General features: G+C 36.2%; 18 protein-coding genes and 1 pseudogene. 15 read left to right on the plus strand and 4 right to left on the minus strand.

The window, feature by feature from the left end; genetic code table 11:
• Positions 1-107 precede the first annotated feature (107 nt).
• From BS1321_RS23925 to BS1321_RS23940, 4 genes are all read left to right on the plus strand, one after another.
• Positions 108-950: a DegV family protein gene (locus BS1321_RS23925; RefSeq protein ID WP_063234364.1), complete on the plus strand. Its 843-nt coding sequence runs from the start codon at positions 108-110 to the stop codon at positions 948-950.
• 153 nt (positions 951-1,103) lie between these two features.
• The gene (locus tag BS1321_RS23930) at positions 1,104-1,694 is read left to right on the plus strand and encodes an SCO family protein (protein ID WP_063234365.1); all 591 of its coding nucleotides are present in this window, start codon (positions 1,104-1,106) and stop codon (positions 1,692-1,694) included.
• 287 nt (positions 1,695-1,981) lie between these two features.
• The gene (locus tag BS1321_RS23935) at positions 1,982-2,824 is read left to right on the plus strand and encodes an SGNH/GDSL hydrolase family protein (protein WP_069981732.1); all 843 of its coding nucleotides are present in this window, start codon (positions 1,982-1,984) and stop codon (positions 2,822-2,824) included.
• Positions 2,821-3,405: a YpmS family protein gene (locus BS1321_RS23940; protein WP_063234366.1), complete on the plus strand. Its 585-nt coding sequence runs from the start codon at positions 2,821-2,823 to the stop codon at positions 3,403-3,405. Before BS1321_RS23935 ends, BS1321_RS23940 begins: the two co-directional genes overlap by 4 nt.
• Positions 3,406-3,458: 53 nt before the next feature.
• Here the strand turns inward: BS1321_RS23940 and BS1321_RS23945 are convergent, their stop codons facing one another.
• Complete coding sequence (locus BS1321_RS23945) at positions 3,459-4,208, minus strand: DUF4397 domain-containing protein (protein WP_063234367.1); 750 nt, start codon at positions 4,206-4,208, stop codon at positions 3,459-3,461.
• A 238-nt stretch (positions 4,209-4,446) separates the two neighbouring features.
• Between BS1321_RS23945 and msrA the strand changes: the two genes are divergently transcribed.
• Entirely contained in the window at positions 4,447-4,938 is a 492-nt protein-coding gene (gene msrA, locus BS1321_RS23950; RefSeq protein WP_411836493.1) for a peptide-methionine (S)-S-oxide reductase MsrA, read from the plus strand.
• Positions 4,928-5,356 (plus strand): peptide-methionine (R)-S-oxide reductase MsrB, encoded by a 429-nt coding sequence (msrB, locus tag BS1321_RS23955; RefSeq protein WP_063234369.1) that lies wholly within the window; start codon positions 4,928-4,930, stop codon positions 5,354-5,356. The genes msrA and msrB overlap by 11 nt, the downstream gene beginning before the upstream one ends.
• A gap of 48 nt (positions 5,357-5,404) precedes the next feature.
• On the opposite strand, the gene BS1321_RS23960 is transcribed toward msrB, so the two are convergent.
• Entirely contained in the window at positions 5,405-6,493 is a 1,089-nt protein-coding gene (locus BS1321_RS23960) for an SGNH/GDSL hydrolase family protein (RefSeq protein ID WP_063234370.1), read from the minus strand.
• A gap of 306 nt (positions 6,494-6,799) precedes the next feature.
• On the opposite strand from BS1321_RS23960, the gene BS1321_RS23965 reads away from it, so the two are divergent.
• The 7 genes from BS1321_RS23965 (at position 6,800) to BS1321_RS23995 (ending at position 13,620) form a co-directional block, all read left to right on the plus strand.
• Positions 6,800-6,958 carry a YjcZ family sporulation protein gene (locus BS1321_RS23965; RefSeq protein WP_081112983.1) on the plus strand — a complete coding sequence of 53 codons (159 nt, stop codon included), beginning with the start codon at positions 6,800-6,802 and terminating at the stop codon, positions 6,956-6,958.
• 343 nt (positions 6,959-7,301) lie between these two features.
• Positions 7,302-8,276 (plus strand): S66 peptidase family protein, encoded by a 975-nt coding sequence (locus BS1321_RS23970; RefSeq protein ID WP_063234371.1) that lies wholly within the window; start codon positions 7,302-7,304, stop codon positions 8,274-8,276.
• Between the two features lie 224 nt (positions 8,277-8,500).
• Positions 8,501-8,830, plus strand: coding sequence for a hypothetical protein (locus BS1321_RS23975; RefSeq protein ID WP_063234372.1), 330 nt, complete (start codon positions 8,501-8,503; stop codon positions 8,828-8,830).
• A gap of 276 nt (positions 8,831-9,106) precedes the next feature.
• On the plus strand, positions 9,107-9,655 hold the full coding sequence (locus tag BS1321_RS23980) for a helix-turn-helix domain-containing protein (protein ID WP_063234373.1): 549 nt from the start codon (positions 9,107-9,109) through the stop codon (positions 9,653-9,655).
• 35 nt (positions 9,656-9,690) lie between these two features.
• Positions 9,691-11,037, plus strand: a complete 1,347-nt coding sequence (locus tag BS1321_RS23985) for a tyrosine-type recombinase/integrase (protein ID WP_063234374.1) — start codon at positions 9,691-9,693, stop codon at positions 11,035-11,037.
• Between the two features lie 5 nt (positions 11,038-11,042).
• Complete coding sequence (locus tag BS1321_RS23990) at positions 11,043-13,175, plus strand: site-specific integrase (protein WP_063234512.1); 2,133 nt, start codon at positions 11,043-11,045, stop codon at positions 13,173-13,175.
• The gene (locus BS1321_RS23995; protein ID WP_063234375.1) at positions 13,147-13,620 is read left to right on the plus strand and encodes a hypothetical protein; all 474 of its coding nucleotides are present in this window, start codon (positions 13,147-13,149) and stop codon (positions 13,618-13,620) included. Before BS1321_RS23990 ends, BS1321_RS23995 begins: the two co-directional genes overlap by 29 nt.
• Before the next feature lie 153 nt (positions 13,621-13,773).
• Here the strand turns inward: BS1321_RS23995 and BS1321_RS24000 are convergent, their stop codons facing one another.
• Positions 13,774-14,931: a hypothetical protein gene (locus BS1321_RS24000; RefSeq protein WP_063234376.1), complete on the minus strand. Its 1,158-nt coding sequence runs from the start codon at positions 14,929-14,931 to the stop codon at positions 13,774-13,776.
• 1 nt (position 14,932) lies between these two features.
• Entirely contained in the window at positions 14,933-15,085 is a 153-nt protein-coding gene (locus BS1321_RS28280; protein ID WP_232522726.1) for a hypothetical protein, read from the minus strand.
• A 227-nt stretch (positions 15,086-15,312) separates the two neighbouring features.
• Between BS1321_RS28280 and BS1321_RS24005 the strand changes: the two are divergent.
• Positions 15,313-16,243, plus strand: a pseudogene (locus BS1321_RS24005) (IS1595 family transposase).
• A gap of 148 nt (positions 16,244-16,391) precedes the next feature.
• Positions 16,392-16,940, plus strand: coding sequence for a GNAT family N-acetyltransferase (locus BS1321_RS24010; RefSeq protein WP_063234377.1), 549 nt, complete (start codon positions 16,392-16,394; stop codon positions 16,938-16,940).
• Positions 16,941-17,216 lie beyond the last annotated feature (276 nt).

Below are 17,216 nucleotides of genomic sequence, written 5' to 3' on the forward strand. Positions count from 1 at the left end.
TCAAAAGATAAGTATCACTTCACTTGAAAAAAAGAAGACCTTTGGTTTGAATGCCTACCTTGAACAGGTATAATACAATAGATATGTTAATTTAGGGATGTGTAGTGATGAATAAAATAAAGATAGTAACAGACTCGACAGTAGATATGACACCAGAGGAACTGGAATTATATGATATAACAATGGTCCCTTTATCGATCTTTATAGATGGAGAGACTTTTTTGGATAAGGTTGAAATCGAACAAGAAGAATTCCTGAAAAGGATGAACCAGTCAAAAGAATTGCCAAAAAGCTCACAGCCAGCCGTAGGTACCTTTGTGGAGGTATATGATGAACTCGGAAAGGATGGCAGCGAGATTATTTCCATACATATGACAGGTGGCATGAGCGGTACAGTTCGCTCAGCGGAAAGCGCAGCTAGCATGTCTGAAGCGAAGGTTACCGTTTTTGACTCGAAATTCATTTCAAAAGCGATGTCATTTCAGGTGATCGAGGCAGCGAAGATGGCGAAGGAAGGGAAATCCGTGGCGGAGATAATTGATCGACTGGAACATATTAAAAAGCAGTCAAGTTTAATCATTGTCATAGAAACACTTGATAACCTCGTTAAGGGTGGAAGGATTGGCAAAGTTTCTGCTTTTATCGGATCATTGCTTCACATAAAGCCGATTGCAATTCTGGACGATGGTGTACTGAATCCTGTATCCAAAGCTAGGAGCCAGTCACAGGTCGTGAAGTTCATCATCAAGAAATTCAAAGAAGATACTCAAGGCAAAAAAATTAGAGGCATTGGATTTGTACATGCGAATGGTCTTGAAATAGCGGATAAGGTCCGCCAGGCCATTGCAGACTTATCGGGATATCAAGATATAAAGATAGAAGCAACAACTGCCGTTGTCAGTACTCATACAGGTGAAGGCGCCATGGCAATCATGTATTATTGGGACTGATATGGATAAACCATTATAAACTGCGAATCGCGGAGGTTTTGTCATTTTTACAATTGTCTTTAATTCGTAGAAATAGTTGCTGTTCTCATTCCAATTGGTCTGTTAGAATAAATGAAGTAACAGAATATTTTATACATAAAGGACGGGGTAGGGATGAGAAAGCTGCATTTGCTTATGGCAGCTATGGGGGCATCAATTTTTTTGCTGTTGACAGCATGCGGTTCCAATGGTGTACCTGATGCTAAAAATTGGGACCTTGAAGATTTCAGTTACACTGATCAGGAGGGTAAACCTTTCTCAAAAAGTGACCTTAAAGGAAAGGTTTGGGTAGCGGATTTTATATTCACAAGCTGCGAGACGGTCTGTCTACCCATGACTTCGAATATGTCGAAGCTGCAGCAGCAATTGAAGGATGAAGGTATTACGGATGTAGAGTTCGTTTCATTTTCCGTGGACCCGGAAATTGACAAACCTGATGTTTTAAAAAGGTTTGGTGACCAATTTAATGTGGATTACGGCAATTGGCACTTTCTGACCGGTTATGGTCAGGAAGAAATCGAGCAGTTTGCATTGGATAACTTTAAAACGATCGTCAAAAAACCAGAAGCAGAAGATCAGGTGATTCATGGGACCAGCTTTTTTCTAATCGATCAAGAAGGAAAGATCATCATGGATTATACAGGTCTGCAGGATATTCCCTTTGATGAAATCATTAAGCATATAAAAATTTTACAGAATTATTGAACAGGTTAAATGACCTGTTCTTTCTGTTTTCATCCAGCCTTTAATATGATTTCATTAAAGCTTTAGCGATGGTGAAAATGAGGCAATTTGTTTTTGAAGAAACAGCAGCAGCGAAGAATGATTTTGCATGCTCAGTACATGCTAATTTTTATAGGACTAGCTTTAATTCACTGCATTTTTCATATCGTATAGTAAGGAATGCTCAAGCTAGAAGTACAATGAAGGTATATTGTTTGCAATCTTTCGTTTTCTGCATGATATAATATATGGGTAGGAAGGTGAGGGTCATGAGGTACAGAATCACCTGTCTTTTCATATGCCTAGTTTGGATCTCAGGCTGCGGTCAAAGCGAAACAGCCTCAAATCAGCCATCTGTTCAGCAGAAAAGCATAGTTGAGCTGAGTAAAAAGGAAACCATTCCTGCCAGCTTTTTTCCGGACCCTGTGAAAATCGTATCGATTGGCGATTCCTTGACTCAAGGTGTCGGAGATAGTAAAGATAATGGCGGGTATTTGCCTTATCTACAAAATAAGCTGGAAAAAGAACCATCGATTACTTCCGTTGAGATGATTAATCATGGCATACGTGGAAATAGGACCGACCAACTATTGAAAAGACTGGATAAAGCTAGGATTAAAGAAGACATAAAGCAAGCTGACTCGATTGTCGTCACAATCGGTGGAAATGATATCATGAAGGTCTTTAAGCAGAATTTCTCGAACTTAGAACTGAATCAGTTTGATTCGGCAAAAATAGGGTATGAAAAAAGATTAAGGCAAATACTTGATAAGGTTCGTTCCGAAAATGATCATGCGCAAATTTACCTTGTGGGCGTCTATAATCCATTTTCCAAATGGTTCGCAGATTTTTATGAACTTGATATGATCATGAATGATTGGAATGAAAGCGGGAAAGAGATTATCGAAGAATATGATTCAGCCTATTTTATTGAAATAGCAGACATTTTCGAGAAATCCGAAGAAGATTTGCTGTATGCCGAGGATTATTTTCACCCAAATGACCGCGGATATGAATTAATCGCGACAAGAATCTATAATGATATGGATATTACCACTATCGGAAAGGATACATTGGAAGCGAGTGCCAAAGGAGATGATGACCAAGAATGACAAATGTCAAATGGAAGACTTTGTTTATTTCCCTATTAGCCCTAAACATCCTGGTCATCCTGTTTGTAACGATTTTAGTTAATCTGCCGACTAAAGATAAAGAGCTGATACCCGAAGTAAGCCACGAAGAAGATATCCAATTTCAAATTCACACGAATCGAGAAGATTTGACAAGATTAATCAACCAGTATCTGGATAAAGAGGGATTGACGGGATCCATTCACTATGAAGTGTATTTAACGGATGAAGTCGAGTTATATGGAACAATGCCATTTTTCAACCGTGAAGTGGAAATGAAATTGACTTTTGAACCAATTGCCCAAAAGAATGGGGATTTGATCCTAAAGCAAAAATCAATTGCAGTCGGGCAAATGAACCTTCCTGTTTCATATGTAATGAATTTAATAAATGAGCGTTATAACATGCCGGATTGGGTTAGCATCAGTCCCAATGACGAAAGTATTTATGTATCATTACAGGATATGGAACTGAAAAGCGATGTTAGGGTGAAGGCGAAAGAATTCGATCTAGAAAATGATGATATTTCGTTTTTATTGACCGTCCCATCATCATTACAGTGATAGTGAATAAATGGATAAGAAACCAGGATCGATGCATCCTGGTTTTTTTCCATTTATGGAGAGAGCGTTAGGGTTTCTAGTGAGGATGATTCCCGATTCGATCCGATAATATAAATGGTTGTGGGAGTATTTTCTTGGAAAGCCTTGTTTGGCAAAGGGAATACAATCTCTTTTGTCCCAGCTATCCTCACTTCGAAGTCTACTATCATGGGATGAATATTAAGATATTCGCTTGCTTTCCTGAAATGGAGTCGATCAAAAACGACATCTCCATCTTTGACGGCAATATCCACCGAGAGTAAATCATGTGAAAGCTGGATGAATCGAACCTTTGCTTCATTTGGAGGAACAGTTGGATTATCTTCGAAGGGTAACATTTTCAACGATTCAGTAGCCAGGGTAGGTGCTAGAGCAATGGTATAGGAAGTCCTGCTTTCGAGAGCCACTTCACAGCTTAAAAGAGGTGAGGTGGTTTGCCCGCTGCGGTATATATCAAATTGGTACTTTCCAGGGGGCAGTGGTAAATAACCATTGTTCTCTTTATATGAGAAATTTTTGAGGATACTCATTTCATTTACATAAACATCAAATGAGGGAGCTGTTGGGACAGCATGTAAAAAGCGAACTTGTGCAGGCAGTAGGACATTCATTTGTTCATATCTTAATTGTTGTGTTGATTTTTCGAGACTTTTCAAATGCTTATGGTAATAATAATCATGCAATTGCGGATCGCTGTTTTGATAATAAGTCGATAGTAAATCATATGTTACCGATTTTTGTGAATATGATTGTTTATCGCTCATTTCCAACACCTCTCATTTTTCCAGTATGTTCTTATCATATGTTTTTATGCTTGGGCGCGTGTCTCCCATTTAAAAAGAGAAGGGATCACTTTGGTAAAATGGGTCGATCAGCATATTATTTTACAGGGTAATATAAAAGCGTTAAAATGCATTCAATGGATTGTTTGTAAAAAAGGAGGATTTTCATTTGACAAAGCAATTAGAGAAAGCAACATTCGCAGGTGGTTGTTTCTGGTGCATGGTGAAGCCGTTCGATGAACAGCCTGGCATCGAATCCGTTATCTCTGGCTATACAGGTGGGACTACGGAAAATCCCACGTACAAAGAAGTTTGTTCTGAAACCACGGGACATTATGAAGCTGTTCAGATCACCTTTGATCCAAACGTATATCCATATGAGAAGATAATCGAGTTATTTTGGCAGCAAATTGACCCGACAGATGCTGGCGGGCAATTTTATGACAGGGGAAGTTCGTATCAAACGGCCATTTTTTATCATGACGAAAACCAACGTGAAATTGCAGAAGCATCCAAAGCTAAGCTGCAGGCGAGCGGGAAATTTTCCGGACCGATCGTAACTCCGATTATGCTAGCCAAAACGTTTTATCCAGCCGAGACATACCACCAGCATTATTATAAAAAGCAACCTGAGCATTATGAAAGATATTCGATTGGTTCAGGACGCAAAGCATTTATACAGCATCACTGGGGGGAAAAAAATGAAAAGTAAAGAAGAATTAAAACAGAAACTCACTCCGATTCAATATGAAGTCACGCAAAATAATGGAACGGAACCAGCCTTTAACAATGAATATTGGAACTTGAAGGAGGAAGGATTATATGTCGATATCGTCTCAGGTGATCCTCTTTTCACTTCAAAGGAAAAGTTCGATTCAGGCTGCGGTTGGCCAAGCTTCACTAAACCGCTTAAAGAAGAAGAAGTGGTGGAAAACCTCGATACGAGTTATGGAATGAGAAGGATCGAGGTTCGCTCAAAAACTGCCGATTCTCATCTGGGTCATGTTTTCAATGATGGGCCGGGACCGTCGGGATTACGCTATTGCATCAATTCTGCATCATTAAGGTTCATCCCGCTCCAAGATCTTGAAAAAGAAGGGTACGGAGAATACAAAAAGCTTTTTGATTGATTGGAAAACCCCCTATCAGATGATAGGGGGGTATTTATTGGGTAATATTCAATCTGTGATGATTGAAGCGATCCGGACATATGGAATGGTGGTAAGCTCCATTGCTTTAGTCCTGCCAGTCACCTCAAAACGGACAGTATGTGAACCGGGACGGAGCCCATTTGTGACAAATAAATATCTTTCACGTGCAAATGGCCACCACGTATTCAAAGTCGTGATTTCATTTCCGTCGATCCGTACATTCACTTCCCCGCCATCAGGACTTCTAAGGAGTTTCACACCAAGCATACTTCCCTTGAAATTATATTCAATCACACTGCCCTTTTCACTACTAGTGAAATAGCCGCCCATTGGACGGAAACCGCTCATTTTTTCATAGTGGTCAATTTCCGATAATTCAAATCCAGAACGGGCATGAAGCTTAGATGGAAGACCTGCTACGGCCTTATCCCGTTTGATGTTATCCAGGAACCGTTCATAAATTGCATCAGCATATAATTTATAACCAAGCCCATTTGGATGAATCAAATCTCTGGTCAGCTGTTTTTCCGTATATCCTGAATCTTTGAATATTGGTCGCATATCCACATTAGTTGCACCGTAATGTTTGGATAAAGTTCCAATTGCAGACGCAAATTCCTCATATTTCAAGGAACTCTCTGTTATTGTGAATAATTCAGCATTAGGGTGGAGACGTTTTGCCTTTCTCATTAAAGCTTCATATGTCATAGTAAAATCATCGACATTCATATATTTGCGATCATTTTCACCAAAAACGAAGAAAATCAGATCTTTATGATCATGCTCCCTTCTTTGGGAAAGCTTGAATAGACCTTCAAAAGCAGTGGCTCCGCTTTGGACCACGTAGTCTCCGTGTAAAGGAATATCATTGGTTTCATTCATCTTATTTTCTAACTGTTTGAACCATGTGAGATAAGGCCTTTCTGCCCCTGATCCTCTTCCGATACTGTCACCAATAACGAGATACTGAATGGGCTGGCCTGATTGGAATTTTTGATAAACATTTATCGAATCATCTGATCCATATGTTTTAGGAACTTTTTGAAGGATATAGCTGATTAGAAGGATCGTGGCGATTGCAGCGAAAGGGATGAAGGATTTTGCGTTCGTTTTCAATTATGTTCCCCCGTATTAACCTTTTATGTATCTAATTGGGTATGAGATAGCTTAAAGAGGCTAAGAATTGTTTTTTCCTTATTATATCCCAATTTTAAAGTAACACAATAAAAATGAAACGTTTTTTTGACATTTTTCATGGTTACTCTTGGTATATCAGCCATTGAATGATGAACGGTGATTAAGGTGTTGATTGAAGTTTTTTCTTAAATCCAGAAAAATAGGCAAATACACAGACCAAGGCGGGCGTATTGACATATGGTAAGGTGTAAAGAGAAATCAGAATTCTAAAAGGAGTGAAACTTAATGTACGGATATGGTGGAAATGTTGCAGGACCAGGGTACGGTTATGGTGGAGGTGGAGGTGGATACGGCGGTGGTTGCTGCGGATTTGGATCAGGCTTCGCATTAATCGTTGTCTTGTTCATTCTATTGATTATCATCGGTGCTTCATTCTGCTGCTAATTGAATAACCCAAAGACCAGTTGATAAAGCTGGTCTTTTCTTTTTGTAAGGAAAATGGAGGTTTGACGGTGGACCTTTCTGATTCCATGGCAGTTGACTGAAAAGGCATGGATAATTCCAGGAAATCATGGGAAAGGCGATACATAACCATTACTTTTTCCAATCCAGAAACCGGCACAACTGGAATGATGAAAAAATGCCATTGATTTGGAAAACCAGGCCTAAAGGTTCTGCAAGGAAAATAAGTTGTGTGAATGACATACCAAAAGGGTCTTGGTTTTTCTTTGTTCACCATTTCTGCTAAAATAACGACAGAATGTAATTAATTTAGGGGGATAAAGATATGAAACCTTCCCGTTTACAAGCAGGGGATGAAATTCGCGTAATTGCTCCTTCAAGAAGCTTGGCGATTGTCAAAGGGGAACAACGCAGATTGGCAGAAGAAAGATTGACTGAGCTTGGTTTTAAAGTGACATTTGGTAAAACGACTTTGTTCCATGATGACTTTTTCTCGAATTCGATTGAAGACCGGATCGAGGATTTGCATGAGGCGTTCAGGGATCCGAATGTGAAGGGGATTTTTACAGCCATCGGGGGGTATAACGCTAACCAATTGTTACGGTATATCGACTATGATTTGATTAAGGAAAATCCAAAAGTGTTGATTGGGTATAGTGATATAACCGCAATCTTATTGGCCATTTATAATAAAACAGGCTTAACTACATATTCAGGTCCTCATTTCTCGACGTTCGGGATGAAGGCTGGTCTGGAATTTACGATGGAATATTTTAAAAAGGCTGTAATTGAAAGTGAAGGCTTTTATCTTGATCCAAGCGAAACGTGGAGTGATGATTCTTGGCATTTAGAACAGGATGACCGAACTTTCCACCCGAATGCTGGATATATGGTCATTCAGGAAGGTGAAGCGGCTGGGACAATCATTGGGGGGAATCTTTGTACACTCAATCTATTACAAGGTACAGAGTACATGCCTTCATTAGAGGACAGCATCCTTTTCATAGAAGACGATGAAGAAAGCCATCCTTTCAGTTTTGATCGGGATTTACAATCCTTGCTCCATCAGCCAGGCGCAAGTGGGATTAAAGGAATCGTCATCGGCCGTTTCCAAAAGGATTCAGGAATGACTGAATATGCTTTGCAGGAAATCATCGCTGCCAAAAGGGAGATAAATGGCATACCCGTGATCGCTAATGCCAACTTTGGACATGTTCATCCATTCGTAACTGTGCCGGTTGGTTCAAAAGCGGTAATGAAAGTGAAGAACGGAAAAGCGACGATCCAGATCCATTCATGACAAACAGTTTGAAGACGCCGTTCAAAAAGTGGACGGTGTTTTAATCTGTTGGGGATTTGTATGAATATATTTTGCATTTTGGTGTATTTTAGGAGTCTTTCCTCTTGTCAGCCCTGGAAATTGTCCTATTTTACAAGCATTATTAGGGAATATGAGTCTAATAGTTCAAATTCTATATTTTTCTGATATAATACTAAGAGATTTAAAATAGAAAAGGTGATTATGTGTTATTAACAATTCCCGCATCCATTCGTTTAGAAGGGGCTTTGGCCGAGTATAATAAAAAAGGCCGTGTGAGCCATACATGCTTCGTTTGTAACGAAGACACTTCTAATGGGGATGCAAGTAACTTAAACTACTATAAGTTAGGAACTAAAAAAGTTTGTCATTCCTGCATGAAAAATGTTTTGCGTCATCCGTCTTTAAAAGAGTATGAATATGTACATACTTCAGTTATCGATAAAACTGCTTTTTATAAAAATGTGCTGGCTGTTTTAAAGGATGAAAGTTTTTTGTCGTCATTTCGTGAAGAAAAACTAAATAGCGCATTGTAAGAAAAAAGTGTATCTGTTCTGTAAAATTAAAGACAAGTGATTGTATGTTTTTCTTGTAAGAGAAAGGCTTGTCTTTAATGTCACACATTAAAACAAAATTAAGTACATCACTTATATATAGTGGTGTGCTTTTTTTAGTTTTTAAGACCTCTAAATGACCTCTTTTACTACTACAACAAACCATATTTGTTATTATTTTACACGAATAAAAAGTCGTGGTAAGATATATAAGAACGTATATTCTCGAAACGCACATTCTGTTTGGAGGTTATTTTTTTGAAAGAATACACAGTAAAAGAGGTATCTTATCTATTAGGAAAACACGAAGAAACAATTAAGCGATGGATTCGGTCAGGGAAATTCCCCAACTCATACAGAAATAGTGATAAAGAAGGATGGAAAATTATTGAATCAGATTTATTAAAACTAAATAATATTGTCCCCATTAACAAAAACGAGCAAAAAGATGATGATATTAAATCAGATGTTGATGAAATAGAGTTAGTTAAATTAGCTTATCAAGCTGTTACGCTTACTTCTCCTACTGATGAAATGTTATCAATTTTATCAGTTGTGGGAATTAAACGCACCTTAGAAATACTTCTTATTATGCAGCAGTCCGTTTCAAAAGTTAAAAACCCTGACGGGTTTATCCGAAAAGCAATTCGAGAAAATTGGAGTCCCTCTACTATACCTACTAATTTACCAAATAATTCCGGTAAACGTTTGTATGATTTATCTCAACAAGAGTTTGATAATAATAACAATCAATTAAATAAACAACAATCAGCAACGGTTCCTTTTTACAATTGGCTTGAAGAATAAGTAAACGATGAAATGAAGTATAGGTTGGTGATGTTTTGGTCACGAAATATTATTATTACTACTGTCCTGAAGGGACTGAAAGCCGTTATGAATTATTAGTTTTTAATTGTGAAGATGAGCCCTTTCTACCTTTAACAGATCATTACCACGATTGTATAGGAAGAATTGATAAAAGTTCGGCTCTTTCCTATTTGAATCACCTTCTTTCTTTCTTTAGTTGGTTAGACCATTTTAGTACATATCAGGGAAACCGGGTTCAGTGTAACGAACCGCCCGAAGTCATACGAGTAGCTGTAGAAGATTATCTTATGGTTGAGATGGGATGTAAAGTTCGTGAAAAGGACAACTTTCGGTTTGTAAATCGTACTAGCAAAAGTCCTAATACCGTTAACCTTTTTCTATCAGCCATAAAATCATTCTATAAATCACTTATTCGGCTAAAACAGTACAATTATACGAACCCCTTATTAGATTCTTATGCAATTTTAGATGATTTTAAAAGTCAAACCGTAGGTGTAAGAAAGGATAAACCCCGTATGCCGGCTGAAGCAGGAACAGAAGATGCAATACCACATAGAAGGTTGACTGATTCATATTTTAAGCTAATAAATGAAGAATGGCAGCCTGAAATTATTGATGATCCTTACCTCCCTTCTCAGGTGTATCAAGCAGGTAAAAAGGTTAACTGGTCGTTAAGGGAAGTTATTATAGCTCGTATGCTCTTTGAAACAGGATCGAGAGCTTCAGAAGTTATTGAGTTAACCATTGGTGATTATCGCTCACGAAAAGATTTTCAAGAGGTGAGCACATTCAATAAAGGAAGTCACGGCAAAAGAGTGAAATTTCTACGATTTGGAAAAGATACTGTTAAATTACTGATGCAATATATCAATAAAGAACGAGTGCAGTATGACGAGTTACAACGTACTTTTGATGGGTTACCGGATAAAGCTCCAATATTCTTAACGGAACTTGGAACACCTTTCTCCTATGAAGCTTGGTATTACCACTGGGACAAGGCTATTAAAGAATGTGAAATGAAGTTGAATCCGCATAAAACAAGACACTGGTTTGTTACCACAAGGTTACGAGAAATCTATAATACCTCCAAGACAGAGGCTGGCACTAAACAAAAGATTAATGAACTTATTAAGTATATCAAGTGGAAAAATGCAGATACGATAAAGGTTTACGAACATTTTTTTGATGAAGAAAAGCATCGTAAAGCACACGATGAAATGTTGGAAAATATGAAAAAGTCAGAAAATGCATATGTAGAGCAAAAGAAAAATAAACGATTAAAAAATTTAACAGTTTTGAAAAATATCGAGGATATTGAAATGGACCCTGAAATACAAGCGTTATTAGATGGATTGGAGTGAGATCACTGACCGTATCATCCCCTAAACCACAATCACCTTTTTATGAGAAATTATTGGGTAATGTTGATAAACAACTTCTGCATTTTCGTGATACAAGAGATTCTTTTATTTTGGATAAAATGAATGAAATGTATCTGAAATACTTTATTAATAATGTTGTAGACAAACCTTGGAAAGATCATTTATTTCTTCTAATGTTGTTTTATAGAGAAAAAAATTCAAATGTTAGGTATATTTATCGCATCGTCGCTACTATTAACCGACGATTGAGCCATTTGTTTGAATACTATCATTTAACAGAAATGGAAGAATTCGATACGGAAACGCATTTGTACCAGTACTTTAAAGGATCTATTTTTAAAGAAGATTCAGATAGTATGAGATCGCTATTTTTAAAGGAATATACAACCTGTTCTTATACAACAAGGAAATGGGTTGCAACAAAAATACTTAAAGAACAACAAGAATACTTTCAGCAATTTATTTTTCCAATGCCTTCTTACAATGCAAGCGATTTTTCTTTTACTAAATCAGCTAAAGAACAAGCTCAAAGAACTCGAAAGAGTGAAACAGATGTTATCGTACCTTTACTCTCTGAAATTCGAAGTGAAGGGAACTTTCGTTTGGAGAAATTAGAACGACTACGGAATGCCTATTTAAAAGCGTGTGAACGAGTAAAATTACAAAACGTAGTGCTACCATTAGATTTCACTTACGATGAACCCGAACGTGTCGGTGAACGCTATTATTTTCGTCTGTGGGACAAGCCTTCATTTGTATTAAATCACCAAGACCAATTTAAGACTTCTATAAAAGCAGCAATCAATCGTACTGGAGTTTATTCAGACGAAAACAATCATTACTTCGTAGAGTTTATTAAAGCTGAAAAATTGGATGAAGATGAGGAAGCAGAGGGGCTATGGTTCATTGAACTTTTTGAAAATGGTGTTGTTGGACAATGGACTCAAAACGCCAGTGATGATGAAATAAAACAAAAACGAGAACTGCTTAATTCGTGGGGCTATGGTGAAGAAAATTCAAATAGAAATACTAAACCTTTTTTCTCTACACATAAAGGAATACTCACACCCAGCACTTTTGTTTCTATTCATAAAGACAAAGTCGACGGAGTATTGCTCGATGTAGAACCTTTATATGTAGCGGGAACATTCGGTTTATTAATACTAGATATTTGCACGACCACAGGTGCGAGACTAAATGAATTATTACAAATTAATAACTCGAATGAATGTATCCGTACAGTTAAAGTTGATAACAAATTACGTTTTTCTTTTAATGTTATTCCAAAAGGTCGTGACGAGGTTGAGGCTTTTTATATCAGCGAACAAACAATGAAACTAATTCAACGGGTTGGGCTGATGTTAAGAACTCATTATGCTACTGAAAAAATACCAAGTGTTTTATATCGTGGCAATCGAAAACAACTATTCCCTAAACCTAAACCCTATTTTTTTCAGTATCACAGTAAAGCACTTGAAAACTTTGCGATTGCGACAAGTCTTCGTTTTTTATTACACGGACTACGATTTGATACACAAGAAGGTAAACCTGTTGTAGTAAAGACACACTTATTACGTCACGCTTTTGCTACCGAAGCTGTTCAACGACAAAAGATACCGGTAGACATTGTAGCAAAGTTCTTACACCAACGCGATTTAAAAATAACCGGCTATTATTCAGAGCCTACACCAAGCCAGATTTCTCAATCAATGAGTGATTTACACGATATTATATCGGATTATATAGATCTCGATGAAGCTGTATTGCGAGCTCCCGAAGAACTTGAAAAAGAATTAGAAGAATATAAAGAAAAAGTTGGTGTTTTCAATAATGTTATAGGTGGAACGTGTGTTACAAATCACGTTTGTCCAATTAAAATGGCGTGTTTAGGTTGCCAAGCTAAGATTCCAGACCCTGAAAAGAAACACGAATTATTAGAAGTCATTGAGTTATCGAGAGATATGGAGAAGCGATATAGTGCATTGGGTTTAACAATTGATGTTAAAAAAGCAAAAGTGATGCGTAAACACGCACGCAATGAATTAAAAGAAATAGAACTCATTGAGAATTATAGAGAGGAACAAAATTATGAGCCAAGCATTCACTTCAATAAATGAAAGTACCGGGCTAAAAGAAAGTCATCAGAAGCGTCGTAATCGTTCGGTAGAGATAGGGAAACAAGCAATTGATTTATTGATTAAGAAAGGCAGCCCTATTACGTTTACAACAATAGTAGAACAATCAAAAGAAATAGATAAAGAAGGTAAAGGGATTCATCATAACACTATCCGTACAAATGAAGAGTTATATGAATATTACAAGCAACATAGCAAGACTTATAAACAAAAAAACAATAGCAAAAGTAATATATCCAACCGGTCTGTCGCTGTTAAGAATATGGAATTTCATAAAATAAAGCCAAACCGTAATCGGAAAATTTTACAAAGGAACTATATGAAATTATCTAAAAAAGAACTGGTTCAAAGACTAATTCAATCAGAAGAATATATTGCTAAAAGTAGTACTAAATGGGTTGCGAATCATTTTGACAACTTTAAGTAGGTGATATATGGAAAATAAAATACATACAAAAATATCTGCTGTTATGTTATTTAACTATTAGGTTCTTTTAAGAAAAATAAAAAGACCAATTTATTTTCGGTCTTTTTTTTATGATTAAAAATCAACAGTAATAATTAATACAAGGCCAACTATTTAAAATATGTTTGTATAGGTTCCTTCTAAATCTATGTCAGGCATTACTTTCTTAGCGACTTCTAATAAGATCTTATTCCTACTTCCATATTTTCCATCATAACATTGTGGGTTATAGTTTGTTTCACTTAATAAGGTTTCATATTGTTCTTTATTAAATTCTTCATAAAAAGGCCTGATGCATCTTTCGAAGGATATATCTGCTCCATCATATGAACCGGTATGGTAATAATGGCTAATCATCAAATCATAAAATTCGTTCACTATTCCTTTTTCTTTTGCTAATTCATTAAAAAAAGCTACGTCATCTTTTGTTAACCAATGGGTTTGAATATAGGGCTGATTATAGTAGGAACCAGTGGAATGAATTTTAGAATCAATATATTTAAAGTGTTCTTTTAACGAGTTGGAGATGAAAATACTTCTTACTAGCCAACTTGTATTTTTTTCTACACGGTTTTTCAATAATTCTTGCGTATGCTCTTGTAACAGAAAATAAACCTCAGGATATAGTGAAAGAAAATCTATTAAATACGTTAAGATACTTTCTTTATCTAAAAAATCACTGAAAAATGCTGGTTCCTTTTTAATATATTCAAATAAAATGTTTTGATATTTATTATATATGATAAGTAAAACATCGTGATTTATCTTTCGATTCCTCTTTTCTTGTTCCCCATCATTCTTGAAAACTATTTTCCAGAGGTTTTTAAACATATACTCGGTTAGCTCTTTATTAAAATGGGCAAAGAATTTTGACTCCAAATAAGTTTTCAATCGTTCTTGTGTAGGAAAATCATTTTTTATCCTCTCCACTTCATCCATAAATGGAGAAAACACATTCTTTGTGAATAGGGGATGCTTGATCAGTAATCCTTCAAGCATATTCTTAATCAGCGATTCTGTCAGTTCTTTATTTGGCCTGTACAAGATATCCATTGAATTTAATACAGGGTGTGCTGCTAAATTTCTATATTTCTTAAGCGTTTCAATATGAGTATAAACATCGTTCTCCAGTAATTTTGCTTCCTTAAAGGATTTTTCGATTAATTCTGCTTCCCAACCAGGTGAAACAGGATTTTCTTCTTTATCAACTTCTAAATCTTTTAATATTTTTTCTGCTTTAACATCTCCGTGAATTTCCTCGAGGTCCGTCAATTTAAAAAACTAAATCACATATGACTACCGTATAGAGCATTACAACAGAAGACCTGTAATTTTCATTCTCAAATGAGTTCAGTACCTCATCAAAGTATTTTTTGGTCTTATGATGATAAATCATTTCTGCTAGTTCCTGAACTGTATTTTCCATTTCAACCCCCTATTTCCATATATTATCTACACCTTCATTTTATCAGATTTGTCAGCTACGAGTTTATTTCAATACAAGGCGAATTTTGTAAATGGAGTAAACTTCTTTTACTTATATGCCAACGGGTGCGTTAGTTAAATAAAAGAAAAAGGCTGTTTTCGTTTAGATTGTTGTTTTTTACCGATACACTAGGACCTTGCTATAATTGCGGTCTAGGGGCGGTAAAAATGTGGCAAAACTTATATCAAGGGTTCTCGGAATTATCAAAAGCTGAACAATTAGAGTTATTTAAGGAAATAAAAATTTTATTGTTCCGAGAAGAACAACGAGACATCGTAATGCTAATTGATGATATCCGTGAGAGTCGCTTTTCTGAAGGGCTGGGTTGCCTACATTGTGACAGCACCACAGTTAAAAAGAACGGTAAATATCTAGGAAGGCAACGTTATCTTTGTAAAGATTGCGGCAAAACGTTCAATGATAATACGAATACACCTCTCTCAGGAACTCGATATCCAAGTAAATGTGCTAGAATACTTTAAGATGATGATTGACGGTTACACATTACCTAAAATCGCTGATGTATTGGAAGTTCATATTTCTACCGCTTTCTACTGGAGGCATAAAATCCTTAAGGCCATTAGATCATTTTGGGCCACAGTCCATTAAAAGGAATTGTCGAGAATGATGAAACATTCTTTTTGGAGAGTCACAAAGGCAAAAAGAAAATATCCCATCGGGAGGCACGAAAATTCAGAGATGGCCGGGACAGGAAGAATTAAAAGTACGGAAATTGACCGTGTATTGGGTCAATATATAGACAATAACGCTTTGTTATGCTCGGATAACGCAACCAATTATATAAAATTCGCAGCAGATAAAGGTCTAAAGCACGAAATAGTAAATATCCGAAAGGGAATTTACGTTAAAAAGTCGATTTACCATATTCAACACGTTAATGCTTACCACAACCGCCTAAAGAAATTTATTCTGAGGTTTGAAGGTGTCGCAAGTAAGTATTTGGATAACTACCTTTTCTGGTTCAAATACATTGACCAAACGAAAACCGTAGCGAAGACTGAACGGGTGAAACAGTTATTGTTAGGATCTTGTCGGAAATCAAACCATTCAACAGTTGAAATGTTTAGGTTAGCTTAAAAAAAACCATTAATGAATGGTTACTTTGGTGTGCTCATTTAGATAAATAAAGCCCGAAATAAAATCGAACTATCTAATATATATATGGAAATTTATGTTAAAATTATTGTATATGTATTAAACTTCTATTTTGGATAGGGGGAAAATAATGATTTATAATGAAGCAGAAAAAACAATTGAAACAGAACGATTACTTCTGCGTATTTTTAAAGAATCTGATGCAAAAAATGTTAGCAGAATGTGTAATAATTATAATATTTACAAAAGCACATTGAATTTACCATATCCCTATACTTTAGAATGTGCTCTTTCGTGGATTGCAACTCACGAGCAAAACTTTGAATTAGATCGAATGTATGAATTCGCTATAACAGACAAGAATAGCGGAAAGTTATATGGAGCTATCGCTATTTCAAATCATAAACAACATAAAAATGGTGAAATAGGTTACTGGGTAGGAGAAGAATACTGGGGAAATGGCTATGGAACCGAAGCAGCAAAAGCAATGATAGACTTTATTTTTAAAGAGAAGAATTTTCATAGAGTTTATGCACGTTATTTTAAATCGAATCCCTCATCTGGAAAGATAATGAAAAAGTGTGGAATGGTATACGAAGGTACTCTAAAAGATCATTTTTATAAAAATGACTCTTTTGAAGATCTTGTTTTTTATGGCATTATTAATCCGATGAAATAAGTAAATAACAGACCCTTTTTCAAAAGGGTCTGTTATTTTTGTTTTATCCACCGAAGAAAGAGAATTAAAGAATAGCAACAATATTTACGAAAACAGCCTTCTTCTAATAGTGGAATGTAGCTTCCAATGAAGGAGTGTACATCATCATCATCTTTCAAAATGTACGGGAAGAATATGATGAGGGGGTTGCATTTTGTAAGACATTATTGACATAGCAAGAGACCGCATATATAAAACTATTCTAAAATTTATGGTACCTTGGTATTATAAAGGAAA

Origin of the sequence: Peribacillus simplex NBRC 15720 = DSM 1321, assembly GCF_002243645.1 — a bacterium.
Taxonomy (GTDB): domain Bacteria; phylum Bacillota; class Bacilli; order Bacillales; family DSM-1321; genus Peribacillus; species Peribacillus simplex.